This window comes from Pseudomonas sp. NBRC 111132 (genome assembly GCF_001320565.1).
Lineage (GTDB): Bacteria > Pseudomonadota > Gammaproteobacteria > Pseudomonadales > Pseudomonadaceae > Aquipseudomonas > Aquipseudomonas putida_P.
The window spans coordinates 1-13,671 of record NZ_BCBI01000026.1 but is presented as its reverse complement, the minus strand read 5'-3'; the positions used below and the strand labels follow the sequence as shown (position 1 = coordinate 13,671).

12 protein-coding genes and 1 pseudogene are annotated in these 13,671 nt (G+C 62.5%); 4 read left to right on the top strand and 9 right to left on the bottom strand.

What is annotated here, in order from left to right:
* Positions 1 to 21 precede the first annotated feature (21 nt).
* Positions 22 to 1,418, bottom strand: a pseudogene (gabP, locus tag APH35_RS14285) (GABA permease).
* A 229-nt stretch (positions 1,419 to 1,647) separates the two neighbouring features.
* On the opposite strand from gabP, the gene APH35_RS14280 reads away from it, so the two are divergent.
* Entirely contained in the window at positions 1,648 to 1,986 is a 339-nt protein-coding gene (locus APH35_RS14280) for a YgaP-like transmembrane domain (protein ID WP_060494329.1), read from the top strand.
* Between the two features lie 70 nt (positions 1,987 to 2,056).
* On the opposite strand, the gene APH35_RS14275 is transcribed toward APH35_RS14280, so the two are convergent.
* The gene (locus APH35_RS14275) at positions 2,057 to 3,265 is read right to left on the bottom strand and encodes a hypothetical protein (RefSeq protein ID WP_060515008.1); all 1,209 of its coding nucleotides are present in this window, start codon (positions 3,263 to 3,265) and stop codon (positions 2,057 to 2,059) included.
* 41 nt (positions 3,266 to 3,306) lie between these two features.
* Positions 3,307 to 3,756 carry a YcgN family cysteine cluster protein gene (locus APH35_RS14270; protein WP_041166560.1) on the bottom strand — a complete coding sequence of 150 codons (450 nt, stop codon included), beginning with the start codon at positions 3,754 to 3,756 and terminating at the stop codon, positions 3,307 to 3,309.
* Positions 3,757 to 3,900: 144 nt separating this feature from the next.
* Here APH35_RS14270 and APH35_RS14265 point away from each other — a divergent pair, with 144 nt between their 5' ends.
* Positions 3,901 to 4,494 carry a nitroreductase family protein gene (locus APH35_RS14265; RefSeq protein ID WP_012273690.1) on the top strand — a complete coding sequence of 198 codons (594 nt, stop codon included), beginning with the start codon at positions 3,901 to 3,903 and terminating at the stop codon, positions 4,492 to 4,494.
* A 58-nt stretch (positions 4,495 to 4,552) separates the two neighbouring features.
* On the opposite strand, the gene APH35_RS14260 is transcribed toward APH35_RS14265, so the two are convergent.
* From APH35_RS14260 to APH35_RS14245, 4 genes are all read right to left on the bottom strand, one after another.
* A complete protein-coding gene (locus APH35_RS14260) occupies positions 4,553 to 5,485 on the bottom strand; it encodes a D-2-hydroxyacid dehydrogenase (RefSeq protein ID WP_012273691.1) in 933 nt (310 codons plus the stop codon).
* A gap of 2 nt (positions 5,486 to 5,487) precedes the next feature.
* Positions 5,488 to 5,781 (bottom strand): YcgL domain-containing protein, encoded by a 294-nt coding sequence (locus tag APH35_RS14255; RefSeq protein WP_012273692.1) that lies wholly within the window; start codon positions 5,779 to 5,781, stop codon positions 5,488 to 5,490.
* Positions 5,778 to 6,911, bottom strand: a complete 1,134-nt coding sequence (rnd, locus tag APH35_RS14250; protein WP_012273693.1) for a ribonuclease D — start codon at positions 6,909 to 6,911, stop codon at positions 5,778 to 5,780. Before rnd ends, APH35_RS14255 begins: the two co-directional genes overlap by 4 nt.
* Before the next feature lie 139 nt (positions 6,912 to 7,050).
* A complete protein-coding gene (locus APH35_RS14245; RefSeq protein ID WP_012273694.1) occupies positions 7,051 to 8,688 on the bottom strand; it encodes a phosphoethanolamine transferase in 1,638 nt (545 codons plus the stop codon).
* A gap of 253 nt (positions 8,689 to 8,941) precedes the next feature.
* Between APH35_RS14245 and APH35_RS14240 the strand changes: the two genes are divergently transcribed.
* The gene (locus tag APH35_RS14240) at positions 8,942 to 9,178 is read left to right on the top strand and encodes a YdcH family protein (RefSeq protein WP_012273695.1); all 237 of its coding nucleotides are present in this window, start codon (positions 8,942 to 8,944) and stop codon (positions 9,176 to 9,178) included.
* 123 nt (positions 9,179 to 9,301) lie between these two features.
* Here the strand turns inward: APH35_RS14240 and APH35_RS14235 are convergent, their stop codons facing one another.
* Positions 9,302 to 10,483 carry a trans-sulfuration enzyme family protein gene (locus tag APH35_RS14235; protein ID WP_012273696.1) on the bottom strand — a complete coding sequence of 394 codons (1,182 nt, stop codon included), beginning with the start codon at positions 10,481 to 10,483 and terminating at the stop codon, positions 9,302 to 9,304.
* Positions 10,484 to 10,575: 92 nt separating this feature from the next.
* Here APH35_RS14235 and APH35_RS14230 point away from each other — a divergent pair, with 92 nt between their 5' ends.
* On the top strand, positions 10,576 to 11,037 hold the full coding sequence (locus APH35_RS14230) for an Lrp/AsnC family transcriptional regulator (RefSeq protein ID WP_060515007.1): 462 nt from the start codon (positions 10,576 to 10,578) through the stop codon (positions 11,035 to 11,037).
* Between the two features lie 56 nt (positions 11,038 to 11,093).
* On the opposite strand, the gene APH35_RS14225 is transcribed toward APH35_RS14230, so the two are convergent.
* Positions 11,094 to 13,424, bottom strand: coding sequence for an FdhF/YdeP family oxidoreductase (locus tag APH35_RS14225; RefSeq protein ID WP_060494333.1), 2,331 nt, complete (start codon positions 13,422 to 13,424; stop codon positions 11,094 to 11,096).
* Between the last annotated feature and the right edge of the window lie 247 nt (positions 13,425 to 13,671).

Genomic DNA, 13,671 nt, shown 5'->3' with positions numbered 1-13,671 from the left:
CCCTTCCAGTCACATTTCCCGTTACGCGGTTGCCAAGGCCTCCCGCCGCGCATGCCGTTTGCTGGTAACCACCCCCAGCACCAGAATCACCAGCGCCAGTGCCAGAGTCAGCGACACCTCCATGCGGTGCTTGGCATGACAAACATGGTGCCCAGGGCAAAGATGATGAAGCCGATGACTGCATAGGTCAGCCACGGGTACAGCCACATACGGAAAGCGATCTCGACATTCTGCCGCTGCAGGATCGCGCGCATGCGCAGTTGCGAGCACGCAATCGCCAGATACACCAGCAAGGCAATCGAACCGGAGCTGGCCAGCAGGAAGGCGAACACCTCAGCCGGGGCAAAGTAGTTGACGATGGTCGCCAACATGCCGATCAGCGTACTGCCAATCACCGCCGCACGCGGTACGCCAACCTTCGAGGTGCGCTGGATGAAGCCCGGTGCATCGCCACGCTTGCTCAGCGAGTAGAGCATCCGCGACGAGATGTAGATCGACGAGTTCAGGCAGCTGGCCACCGCCACCAGCACGACGATGTCCACCAACTGCTTGGCGTAGGGGATGCTCATGATTTCCAGCGCTCGCTGGTAGGAGCCCTGCACGGGCAGCAGCGGGTCGTTCCATGGCACCACCGAGATGATCACGAAGATCGAAAGCAGGTAGAACACGCTGATGCGCCAGATGACCGAACGGGTAGCCTTGGCGATGTTGCGTGCCGGGTCTTTCGATTCGGAGGCGGCAATGGTCACCGCCTCGGTACCCAGGTAACTGAACATGGTGGTCAGCAAGGCGCCGATAATCGCCGTCCAGCCATTGGGCATAAACCCGCCCTGCTGCTCCAGCAACCGTGGCAGCCCACTGACTTCACGCCCTGGCAACACACCGGCCAGCGCCGCTGCCCCCAGGGCGATGAACGCGACGATGGCAATGACCTTGAGCATGGCGAACCAGAATTCGAATTCGCCGTACTTGGCCACACTGAACAGGTTGGTCGCGGTCAGCAGCACGGTCATGCTCAGGGCAAAGAACCAGGCATCGATGTGCGGGAACCAGTTGTTGAGCACCACGCCAGCGGCGATGGCTTCGATGGGAATCACCAGCACCCAGAACCACCAGTACAGCCAGCCGATGGTAAAGCCGGCCCAGCGGCCGATGGCGCGGTCGGCGTAGGTGGAGAACGAGCCGGTATCGGGGCTGGCGACTGCCATTTCCCCGAGCATGCGCATCACCAGTACCACCAATGCACCTGCCAAGGCGTAGGCGACGATGGCCGAGGGGCCGGCCGCGGCGATGGCGTGCCCGGAGCCGATGAACAACCCGGCACCGATCACCCCGGCGATGGAGAGCATGGTCACATGGCGTTGCTTGAAGCCTTGCGCCAGCTGATTGCCGGCGCCACTCGCGCTTGTCATTGTCATCCTGATCCCTGCTTTTGTTTTCTTTGTGGGGGGACGTGAAGCTCCTGGATCGAAACCCAGCGTGGATGAGCTTCGCGCCCGGTCACGGTACGCCAGCAAGGGGGCGGTCAAGTTGCCTGGATCCGCCACGGAGTTGACCATAGATGACATTGCCACCGCCGGGCGCCCCGATTGAACGCCGGCGACTTCCTGCAGGTCACCTGCAGACATTTCACACGGAGGTCTTGCCATGCTCGATATCCACTCTGCTGCGACGTCGCAGCACAATGTTCATGGCCTGGAACGGGTCAGCTCACTGGCCGGCGGAGCGCTGATGTTCAGCAAGGGGCTGCGCCATGGTGGCCTGGTCGGCTTGCTGCAAATGGTGGTGGGCGGCATTGCGGTAGCACGCGGCGTCAGCGGGCACTGCTCAACCAAGGCCTGGTGGCAGCGGCATCGGCAGGAATACCACCGGTTGCGTTCGGATATAGCGCGCAGCGCGGCAGAGCTGGAGGTGTTGAAGGCCAGTGCCAGGGCGGCGACCAGAGGGGTGACGGTAACCGGGAAGGATCCGTTGGCCGACAGCTGAATCTGCTTTACCTGTACCGACCTCTTCGCGGGCAGGCCCGTGAAGAGCTCGGTACAGGTAACAAAAGTGCCTAGCGCAACGCCTTGCTCTGCAACACCTCGGAACGCCGGCCCAGCACATTCTCGCTGATCTGCACGAAGTCCTCGGTACTGACGCTGGGCAGGCGCATCAACCCGCGCACCACATCGTCCAGCGAGCGCTTGGCCTGGGTGTGAATGCGGATTTCCTTGTCCAGTGCCTGAAGCAAGATCACCCCACGGGCCACCTGGGCCGGGCTTGCGCGCTCGCCCTTGAGCCGGGTGACCTTGGCGCCTTGCTTGCTCAGGCGGGCCTGCCAGGCCTGGTAACGGTCATCGCTTACACCACCGGAACGGCGCAGCAACTCGCTGGCGTAGTAATCGGTCAGGCTCTCTACCAACCAGTCATTGCCGTCGCGCCCATGAATCTGCGCAAACAGCTGCACCACTTCGCGCAGCAACGGGCTGCTGCCATTCTCGCTGACCATCGGCCGAGCACTGTGCAGGTACAGCGAACCCTGGGCCGCCATCGCCCCACGCCACATGCCGTCACGCGCCCCCACCAGCAGCAGCTTTGGCGGATTGCGCGGGAACACTGCCTGCAATTGCGGCCAGACGAATGTGAGCAAGGTCAGGCTGTCCATACGCCGCATGCCCTGCCCCACCGGCGCGGCAACGGTCACTTCGGTATCGCCCAGGCGGGCACGGCGGCTGCCCAGGTCACCGGCCAGCATCCAGCCGGTCGGGCGATCGAACAGGCGCGAAACGTTGTCGATGCGGAATTTGTCCTTGCCAATACGCGGCCATGAGGTTTCGATGCTTTTCCACCCTTCGGGCAGGTCGAAAGCCAGGCGCGCCACAAGCTCCGTGCCATCCTGCTGATCGAGACGCGCAGGCGGTATCAGCTGATCGCCGAGAAACAGCGCCCAATGCGGGGTAATGCGCGATGAATAAGCGCCACTGGTCAGTTTCTGGTCCAACTGCACGCGGTAGCTGAGGCTGGTCTTGCCCGCCGCCGGCTGCCACACACCACGCTGGCCCTTGAGTTGCCATTGGCCATCTGCCTGGAAGCCGCTGTAGGCGCCAGCCTTGCCCAGGTCGAAGTCCAGGCTGCGCACGGCGCTGCCTTCGGCCAGTGTCACGCGGACTTGCGCCTGACCACTGGCAGGCAGCAGGCGCACCTGGTAGTCGAGGTCGACTTTTTTCGCCCAGGCTGGCGAACTGGCCATCAGGCCCAACAGCAAGAACAGCTGGCAACGCATACAGAAACTCCTTGTTTCCCCGTGGCAGCGGGCCGCGCCGGTCAGCTGGCGCGGAAGATCAGGTGGTCTTCCCAGTCGTCTTCGTGCACATCCTGCTCCCTGAGCATACGCCCCGACTGGGAAATGCGCTGTTCATGAACCTGTTGACGATCGCCGCAAACCAGGTGATGCCAGGCTGGCAGGTCCTTGCCCTCACTGACCAGGCGGTAGCCGCAGGTACTCGGCAGCCACTTGAACTGGTCGGCCTTGCCTGGGGTGAGCTGGATGCAGTCCGGCACCTGGGCGAAGCGGTTGGGGTAGTCGCTGCACTGGCAGGAATCAAGGTCCAGCAGCTTGCAGGCGATGCGCGTGTAATAGACGCTGTTGTCGTCTTCGTCCTCGAGCTTTTGCAGGCAGCACAGGCCGCAGCCGTCACACAGCGCCTCCCACTCTTGCGGGCTGAGTTGTTCGAGGGTCTTGCGCCGCCAGAACGGCGCGTTTTCAGCGATCATCACACGGGGTTCCTGCATTCATCTTGGGGCCACGGCGCGCGGCGGCGCCAGTCTAGAGCCTGGCCTTCGGCAAAGCCAGACCGCTTGTCAGTCGCGACGGGACGCAGTAGCGTGCGCTTTTCCCGTCCGTTTGCAGGAGCCGCCATGAGCGCCAACCCCCGCATTGCCGATTACGCCATCAACGAGCAGTTCATCAACCGCTGGTCGCCACGCGCCTTTACCGCCGAGCCGATCAGCGAAGAAACCCTGCTGAGCTTCCTTGAAGCCGCCCGTTGGGCACCGTCGGCGTACAACTCGCAGCCTTGGCGCTTCCTTTATGCCCGCCGTGACACGCCGAGCTGGGAGCGCTACCTGAGCCTGCTGGTGCCGTTCAACCGTAGCTGGGCGCAACAGGCGTCGGCACTGGTGCTGGTCATTTCCAAGACCACGTTCGCGGCCCCAGGCGCTACGGAAGAAAAACCGGCGCTGTGGCACACCTTCGACACCGGCTCCGCCTGGGGGCACCTGGCGCTGCAAGCCAGCATCAGCGGCTGGCATACCCATGGCATGGCCGGCTTCGACCAGGACCTGGCGCGTCAGGAACTGAAGATTCCTGAAGGCTATGTGCTGCATGCCATGGTGGCGATCGGCAAGCTGGGTGACAAGGCCAGCCTGGACGAGGCGCTGCAGGCGCGTGAAGTACCGAGCCCACGCAAGCCGTTGAGCGAGCTGGCGGCCGAGGGCGATTTCAGCCTGTAAGCTAGGTGTTGGCTGTACCGGCCGTGTGCTGCGAAAAGGACGGTACAGACAACAGAATTCAGTAGCCTCGAGCGAAGTCCACTTCGCCACGCAGCCCCTGCCCCGCTTCATAAGCCCGTGCATTCTCGACAAACAACCGCACCATCGCCGCAGGCGAGGTGGGTGCCGAGCTGTGCCCGGTGAGCAGCAAGCCCCATGCGGTCCAGAACGGGTGCTGCTTGGGCAACGGCTCCTGCCGGCAGACATCGATCACCGCACCGGCGAGATGGCCTTCCTTCAACGCCTCTACCAGGTCGGCATCGACCACCGCCACCCCGCGCCCGGCATTGATGAACAAGGCCGAGGGCTGGAAGCACTTGAACAGCGCCGCGTCGTACAGGTCATGAGTGGCCGGCGTGTCCGGCAGCAGGTTGAGCACGTAGTCGACCTGGGCAACCATGCGCGGCAGGTCGGCCAGCGCCGCCACCTCGACGAACGGCGCCTGTTCACGGGCGCTGCTGGCAACCCCGTACAGCACCACGCCAAACGGCTGCAGAAACTCGGCCACACGCTGGCCAATGTCGCCTGTGCCGACAACCAGCACCTTGCGCCCTTCCAGGCTGCGCCCCGGGCGGTCATCCCAACGCCGCTCGACCTGGCTGACCAGGCGCGACAGCACCTCGCGCTCGTGGCCAAGCATGTAGGTGAGCATGTATTCGGCCATCACTTGGCCGAAGATGCCCACTGCACGGGTCAGGCGGTAATCACGCGGCAGGCCATCGGCCAGCAACGGCGTGATACCGGCCCAGGTCGACTGCATCCAGCCCGGTTTGTGGCCCTGGCGCAGCAGGCTTGCCAGCAGGTCCGGCTGGCCCAGCCACACCGGGCACTGAGGCGCCAGGCGGGCCAGTTCGGCAGAGTCGCCGCTGGTCAAGACTTCCACTTCAGGTGCGGCTGCGCGCAACAGCTCGGCGTATCGAGCATGATCATGCTCGGCAATCAGTACACGCATGATCAGACCGGGTCGTTACGGCGCAGCAGCTCTTCGGGCAGGTGCTCGATATACTCGTCTTCCGCCGGCGGCATCTGCAGGTGGTAGCCCTGGTTGTCGAGGTTTTCCAGCACCTTGGTGATGTCCTCGCGGGCCAGCTTGCGCTCAGGGCTGAGCACCAGGTCGAACGCGTGCATCGGGGTGCCGAAGAACGGCAGCAGGCCTTCGGGCACGCGCTCCAGGCCGTCAGCCTTGAGCACGTACAGGTACATTTCGTTCTTGCGTGGGCTCTTGTAGATCGAGCAAATGCGTTTCATCGAATCTCTCCGGCACCTGCAAGGTTGTCCAGCAGGGCCTGGCCCATACGCTCACGGCGCCAGCCGCGCAGCGAATCGGGCAGTTGATAAGGACCATGGGGGTAACCGCTCTTGAGCAGCGCCTCCAGGGTTTTCTTGCGCAGCATCAGCTCAGGGGCAATCCCCAGGCGCTCGCCTTCGGCCTGGCCGATGGCACGCAGCTGTTTGAGGATGCCAGCGGCTTCGATCGGCAGCGGCTCGGGCAACACCTGCGGCCATTGTTCGGCGGGCAGGCTGGCGGCGCGCTTGATCAGCTGGATGAGAAACTCTCCGTCCTGACGAATGGTGCGCGGGTGCATCTCGTCGATCTTGGCCAACGCCGACAGGTTGTTTGGCTGGCTCTTGGCCATGGGCCACAGCGAGTGCTCTTTGAGGATGCGGTTACGCGGCACGTCGCGGTGGCGTGCTTCGCGCTCGCGCCAGGCGCACAGCTCACGCAGCACGGCCAGTTGCTGAGGCGCCAGCTTCCAGGCCAGTTTCACGTCGCGATACAGGGTTTCGGGCTCGACTTCACGGCGCAACGCGGCCACCAGCTCGGCGCCGTCTTCCAGCACCCAGGTGTACTTGTCGTCGCTCAAACGCGGGCGCAGCTCGGTGAACAATTCGGCAAGGTGCACGGCATCTTCGGCAGCGTAGCTGACCTGGGTTTCCGAGAGCGGGCGTTGCAGCCAGTCGGAGCGGGTTTCACCCTTGGGCAGTTCGATGCCCAGCACGTCCTGCACCAGGCGCGAATAGCCCATGGAGAAGCCCAGGTTCAGGTAACCGGCGGCCAACTGCGTGTCGAACAGTGGTTGGGGCAGCTTGCCGGTCAGGCGCAACAGCACTTCGAGGTCTTCGCTGCAGGCGTGCAGCACCTTGACCACACCGCTGTCTTCCAGCAAGTCGGCCAAAGGTTGCCAGTCACCGATCAGCAATGGATCGATCAAAAAGGCCCGCTGGCCGTCGCCGATCTGGATCAGCCCGGCTTTAGGGTAGAAGGTGTCGACCCGCATGAATTCGGTATCGACGGCGACGAAGGGCAGTTGGTGCCAGTCGCGGCAGTGTTCGGCCAGGCTCTGGTCGTCACGGATCCAGTGAATTTCGATGGCCACAAGGCTCTCCCACTAACATTGGCGCGCAGTATATACGGCGCGGGCACTGCTGGTGAAACCCGGGCCATCCTTGATATCGATCAGTGGTGCAGTTATGTGGGGGCGGGCACGCCCGCGCCCACGGAAAGCGCGCTTCGTTTCAGCGCTTGGCCGCCAGCCAAGGCCGGCAACTGGCGAACATGTCCAGCGACTGCCGGTAGACCTCGGTGCGCACCTGCAACAGGCCGAGCATCGAATGGAACAGGTTGTCCTGCGACAGCGGGGCATCGCTGAGCTTGGCCAGGCAGTCGGTATCGATGCCAAAGTCTTCCTTGTAGCTGTCGGAGAACCAGGTCAGCAGCGGTACGTGCTTCTGCTGCTCAGGGGCAATGGCGTACGGCGTGCCGTGCAGGAACAGGTTGTACTCACCCAGCGACTCGCCATGGTCGGACAGGTAGATCATCGCCGTGTCGACCTTGTCCTGCTTGCTGCGCAGGGTGTCGATCAGTGAGGCCAGCACCTTGTCGGTATAGGCCAGGGTGTTGTCGTAGCCATTGATGATTTCCTGCTCGCTGCACTGGTTCAGCGCGTTGCTCTGGCACACCGGGGTGAAGCGTTCTTCGCCACTGGGGTAGCGCTTGAAATACTCGGGGCCGTGGCTGCCCATCTGGTGCAGCACCAGCACGGTGTCCTTGTCGAGGTTGTCGATCAGCTCGTCCAGGCCCTGCAGCAGGATTTGGTCATGGCATTCGCCATTGGCACACAGTTGCGGGTCCTTGAGGTTGCTGACATCGATGAACTGCACCCGGTCGCAGGTACCCTTGCAACCCGACTGGTTGTCACGCCACTGCACGGCCAGGCCGGCACGCTGGAGGATATCCAGCAGCCCTTCGCGGTTCTTGGCCACGCGGGCATCGTAGTCCTTGCGCGTCATGCCAGAGAACATGCACGGCACCGAGACCGCCGTTTCCGTACCGCACGAGTGCACGTCGGAAAACGCCAGCAGGCCCTGTTGCTTGGCGAGGTTCGGCGTGGTGTCGCGGTCGTAGCCCAGCACACCGAAATGGTCTGCCCGGGCACTTTCCCCAACCACCAGCACGGTCAGCGACTTGCGCTCATGTTTTTGCCAGGCTGCATCACGCTTGGCATCTTCGCCATAATTCTGGAACGGGCGCGAGGCGGTACCGACACGCTCGCTGACATAACCAATGGAGGCCCCGACGATATTGCTTGGGGTCAGCATCAGGCGCAGTTCATGGTGATTGCGAAACAGCGACGACAACCCTTGATAATTGACCAACGCTACCGAGCCGAGGGCCACCACACAGGCACCGCTGACCACCAGCTTGCCCAGCAGCTCGCGGTGCCAGGCACGGTAGGCGATCGGCGCTTTCCACAACAGAACCGAAGGCAGTACGCCCAGCAGCAGAATATAGGCGGCAAACTTGAACGACATCAGGTCGCGCACTTCCGCAACATTGGTCTCGGCCATATTACGGAACATGCCAGAGTCAATAAGTACGCCGTACTGATTCATGAAGTAAGCCACACCCGCGCCACTCATGAACAACACGATAAGTACCGGCTTCAATACATAGCGGAAGGCAAACAACGTGAGGATTAGATTGAAAGCGAACAGCATCAGCACGGCAAACGCCAGGCTCAGCCAGAGCCCCGACAGGCCGGCGGGCACAATCTCTTGCAGATGCCCCCAAAGGAACATGTTGAAGCCGATCAGCAGGTAAAGGCTGGCCAGCAGCGTGACCCATTCAGTCCGCAGGGATTTGAAGTTGAGCATCAGTGTTCGCAATCAAGAGTGATTATCAACCCCCAGGCCAATTGGCACCGTGGGAAAGTTGGGCGAACTCTAGAAAGCGCGTCATCAATTTTTCGTGAAAAAGTCGGTAACAATTTCGTGAAGGCGCGTCTTTTATCAATTACCTGAAAGCCATTCAGCTGCCATTCAGGCTGGGCGGCCGCTACAAGCCTGCGCAAAGGCAGCTATCCTCAGTGGTCAGGACCTTACCGACAACCCTGACAGAGGTGAAGAAATGCCAGTTCCGCATGATCTGCTCGCTGACCTGCACGTTACCGCTGATGCATTCCAGGCGCTCATAGACAAGGACCACGACCTACACAAACTGCACAAGGAGTACAACGCCAAGGACAAGGAGGTGGTCGCCGCCGAAGGCAACGGCACCAACGACGAGGCCGTCAACCGCCTGCGCAAGGAAAGGTTACTGATCAAGGACAAGATCGAACGGATCATTCATCCGCCCAAATCCTGATGGGCATTCATTGAACCTGCCGGCCTCTTCGCGGGCTCGCCCGCTCCCACAGAGTCACCACGGCCCTCAAGACCTGTGGAGTACCTGTGGAAGCGGGCAAGCCCGCGAAGAAGCCAGTTGCCCTTACACAGCAACCAGCGCTTTCAGCGCCCCATCCAGGTCCTCGACCAGGTCGCGGTAGTCCTCGATCCCCACCGACAGCCGCAGCAGGTTCTCGCTGATCCCCATCACCCCTTTCTGCTCAGGGCTCAACGAGCAGTGCGACATGCTCCAGGAGTGGTTGATCATGCTCTCCACCCCACCCAGCGAGTCGGCCAGCACAAAAATCTGCAGTGCCTCCACCAGGCGGTTGAGCGCAGCGCGGTCGCCCTTCACCTTCATCGCCACCACCGCACCGCCACTGCGCATTTGACGCTTGCACAGCGCATGCTGTGGGTGGCTTTCCAACCCTGGGTAATACACCTGCTCGACCTGCGCGTGGCTTTCGAGGAAGCGGGCCACTTGCAAGGCATTGGCGCATTGGCGTTCCATGCGTACATCCAGGGTCTTCAGACCGCGCAGGGCCAGGTAGCAGTCGAACGGCCCCTGCACCGCACCAATCGCCATGCTGATACGGCGCAGGCGCGCCAGCAGCGCATCATTGGCTGCCACCACCACACCACCCGTTAGGTCGGAGTGGCCGCCGATGTATTTGCTGGCCGAGTGCATCACCAGGTCCACGCCCAGGGTGATCGGGCGCTGGTTCCACGGTGAGCAGAAGGTGTTGTCGATACAGGTCAGAATACCCCGCGCCTTGGCCAGGTCGCATACCGCCTTGATGTCGACCAGGTGCAGCAACGGGTTGGTCGGCGATTCGATCCAGATCAGTTGGGTTTGCGGCTTGATCGCAGCCGCCACGGCCTCGAGGTCGTTGAGGTCGACGTAGGTGGTGGTCAGGCCCGAAGTGCGGCTGCGGTAGTCTTCCATGATGCGGAAGGTGCCACCGTACACACCGTTCATCACCACCACATGAGCATCTTTGGGCAGCAGCTCCAGCACGGTCGCGGTGGCATTCACCCCTGAGGCGCAGGCCACTGCGCCCACACCTTCTTCCAGGGCGGCAACGCAGGTTTCGTAGGCATGCCGGGTCGGGTTGCCGACGCGGCTGTAGGAATATTCCGGCTTGTCGTCCAGGCTGCGCTTGGTGAACGAGCTGGCGGTGACGATGGCCGGGAAAATGGCGTTATCGGCGACGCTGAACTGCTCGCCGGCGTGAATGGTGCGGGTGGCGAAATTGCGCGGCTTTTCGGACATGGTCAGGCCCATTGGCAGAGTGAAAGTCGCCACTATCGCATAACCCAAATCGTCTGGGCTTGGGGTAATCTGTGAAATATTTTTCTGCACGGCCAGCGCGCGATATGGACAGTTTCGACCAGCACATTCTCACCCTGCTTCAGCGCGACGCTTCGATCTCGCTGAAGGACCTGGCCGAGGCCGTCAACCTGTCCACCACGCCGTGCTGGAAGCGAGTCAAGCGCCTGGAGGAAGACGGCTACATCCTCGGCCGTGTCGCCCTGCTCGACCCCGAACGGCTCGGGCTGGGGCTTACCGTGTTCGTCCAGCTCAAGACCCAGCGCCACGACAGCGCCTGGCTGGAGCAGTTCGCCGCGACCGTGACGGGGTTCGAAGAAGTGATGGAGTTCTACCGCATGTCAGGGGATTGGGACTACATGCTGCGGGTGGTGGTGGGGGATATCGCGGCGTATGACCGGTTCTACAAAAAGCTGATTACCCGTACCGATGGGTTGTCGAACATCACCTCCAGCTTTGCCATGGAGCAGATGAAATACACCACGGCTTACCCCGTGCATCGCGCCTGAATCGGCGTTGGATTCTTCGCGGGCGAGCCCGCGAATACGCCGGTACAGGCAACCCATCAATCCGCTGCCAACACCGCCGCAATCCGGTTCCCCGCCTTGGCTTTCTCAACCTTGATCGCCACAAATTTCGAGGTCGGGGTGTAGGTCCCTTCGCCATAACTTTCCAACGGCACCAGCGGGTTGGTCTCCGGGTAGTACGCAGCTGCCTGCCCCTCGGGCACGTCATACGCCACCAGGCGAAAGCCCGACACCCGTCGCTCAACGCCATCCTCCCACAGCGACACCAGGTCCACCTGCTCGCCCGGCTCGAAGCCTAGGCGGCGGATGTCGGCCTCGTTGACGAACACCACTTCACGCAGGCCGAACACCCCGCGGTAGCGGTCGTCCAGGCCATAGAGGGTGGTGTTGTACTGGTCATGCGAACGCAGGGTCTGCAGGATCAGGTCGGGTTTGTCACCACGGGCCAGTACCTTGGCGTTGACCAACTCTTCGGGCAGCGCGTGGGGCATGAAGCGGGCCTTGCCCGTGGCCGTGCGGAAGTTGCGATCGGCGGCAGTGTTGCCCAGGTGGAAACCGCCTGGGCTATGGAGGCGTTCGTTGAAACCGGTGAAACCAGGGATCACATCGGCAATCATGTCACGAATGCGGTTGTAGTCGGCCACCGCATACTCCCAGTCGATCGGCTGGTTGCCCAGCGTGGCCTTGGCCATGCCGGCAATGATCCACGGCTCCGAGCGCATGTGCGGCGAGCGTGGACGCAATTGGCCGTTGGAAATGTGCACCATGCTGAAGGTGTCTTCCACGGTCACGCCTTGCGGCCCTTCGGCCTGCAGGTCGATTTCGGTACGGCCCAGGCACGGCAAAATCAGCGCATCGCGGCCGGTGACCAGGTGCGAGCGGTTGAGCTTGGTGGAAATCTGCACGGTCAGCGCACAGTTCTGCAGTGCCGCGTGGGTGCGCGGAGTGTCGGGGGTGGCTTGGGCAAAGTTGCCACCCAGGGCGACGAACACCTTGGCCCGCCCCTCTTCCATGGCCTTGATCGCCAACACCGCGTTGTGCCCGTGGGCACGCGGCACACGGAACTGGAAGCGTTTTTCGATGGCATCGAGCAGCGCCGCCTTGGGTTTCTCGTCAATACCCATGGTGCGGTCGCCCTGCACGTTGCTGTGGCCACGCACCGGCGACAGGCCGGCACCGGGCTTGCCGACGTTGCCGCGCAGCAACTGCAGGTTGACGATTTCCTGCACGGTCGGCACCGAATGGCGGTGCTGGGTGACGCCCATGGCCCAGCACATGATGACCCGCTCGGCCTTGCGGTACATGCGCGCGGCCAGCTCGATCTCGGCCAGGGTCAGGCCGGATTGCTTGACGATATGCTCCCAGGTGGTGGCGTCGACCGCTGCCAGGTAGTCATCGACGCCGCTGGTGTGCTCGGCGATGAAGGCGTGGTCGAACACCGCCGGTTCACCCTTGGCCTGGGCGTCGCGCTCCCACTGCAACAAGAACTTGGCGATGCCGCGCATGGCCGCCATGTCTCCACCCAAGGCTGGGCGGAAGTAGGCGCTGGAAGTCGGCTCAGAGCCGTTGCTGAGCATTTCGAACGGGTGCTGCGGGTGCTGGAAGCGCTCCAGGCCACGCTCTTTCAACGGGTTGAAGCAGACTACCTGGGCCCCGCGCTTGACCGCTTCGCGCAACGGTTCGAGCATGCGCGGGTGGTTGGTGCCGGGGTTCTGGCCGATGACGAAGATCGCGTCGGCCAGCTCCAGATCGTGGAACACCACGGTGCCCTTGCCCACGCCAAGGGTTTCCGACATGCCCGCGCCGCTGGCTTCGTGGCACATGTTCGAGCAGTCGGGGAAGTTGTTGGTGCCGTAGGCGCGCACGAACAGCTGATAGAGGAACGCCGCCTCGTTGCTGGCCCGGCCCGAGGTGTAGAACTCGGCCTCATCCGGCGACTGCAACGCACGCAAGTGCCGAGCGACCAGCTCGAAGGCCTCTTGCCAGGTGGTTTCGACATAGTGATCGGTGGCGGCGTCGTAGCGCATTGGGTGCGTGAGACGGCCTTGGTATTCGAGCCAGTAGTCGGTCTGTTCCTTCAGCGCGCTGACGCTGTACCTGGCAAAGAACGCCGGGTCTACCGAGCGGCCAGTGGCCTCCCAGTTGACTGCCTTGGCGCCGTTCTCGCAGAACTTGACCATGTCGCTTTCCGGTGACTCGCCCCAGGCGCAGCCGGGGCAATCGAAGCCGCCGTTCTGGTTGGTCTTGAGCATGGCCCGCAGGTTCTTGAAGGCATTTTCGCTGCCCAGCCAGCTCTTGGTCACGCTTTTGAGCGCACCCCAGCCGGCGGCGGCGCCTTTGTAGTCCCTGATGTGTTCGTCCTGGCTCATGCGATGAATCCTCACGCTTCGATGCTTTTTTCCAGCCTATTGAGCGTGGGGCGGGGGCGTCCAATCGAAAGATCTTACGGCGTGATAAGCGGTTTCGATCACCGGCTGAAACCCGCGTGTGGCCGTCATAGAGGCCATTGATCAATCAGTCGGGCAAAGCAATTTGACGGCCCTGCGGCCAGGTTATAGCTTGGAGTTGTGTCCCAACCCATTCGAGCGCGCACGTGGAACAGAACAGCCGGGCCCT